1 protein-coding gene is annotated in these 492 nt (G+C 46.7%); it reads right to left on the reverse strand.

Annotation, left to right across the window (positions count from 1 at the left end; translation table 11 throughout):
• The coding region (locus tag ACTHUM_RS19050; RefSeq protein ID WP_440403840.1) for a C39 family peptidase at positions 1–425 on the reverse strand (425 nt) is incomplete at its 3' end.
• Between the last annotated feature and the right edge of the window lie 67 nt (positions 426–492).

Raw genomic sequence — 492 nt, forward strand, 5'->3', positions numbered from 1 at the left:
TCCAAAAACTGCGCCCTGCTCATGGAAACATGACCCAGCGACGGGTCGGCAAGCAAAACCGTATTGCCGTCTATACCGCGCAATACCGAAAAATGATCGTCCTTGCGGTATTTCAAATACACGATGACGGGGATTTTCAACTTCGCGAGCTGCTCGAAAGACAGGGCATAGCCTTTCGCCTCAAAACCCAAATCGGGCATGATGCGCTGCATATCCTCAAACGACGCGCGCATTTGCTCCTTATCCAGTTTTTTCAACACTTCTTCCTCCGTCAGCTTTTGCCCGTAAAAATTGTTCAAAAGCGTCGCCACCGAAGCCGCCCCGCAGGAAAAATCCAAATCCTGTTTTACAATATTGAAATCGCGCCTCTCTTTCCAACTTTGCACTTTGATTTTTCCGTAAACAACAGGATTATCGTTAAACATAGGTGCAGCATTCAGAAGACCGGATAAAGAAACGGCAATCGGCACTGACAGACAAATACGTTTTAAT

It is taken from the genome of Neisseria sp. P0021.S006 (genome assembly GCF_051956895.1).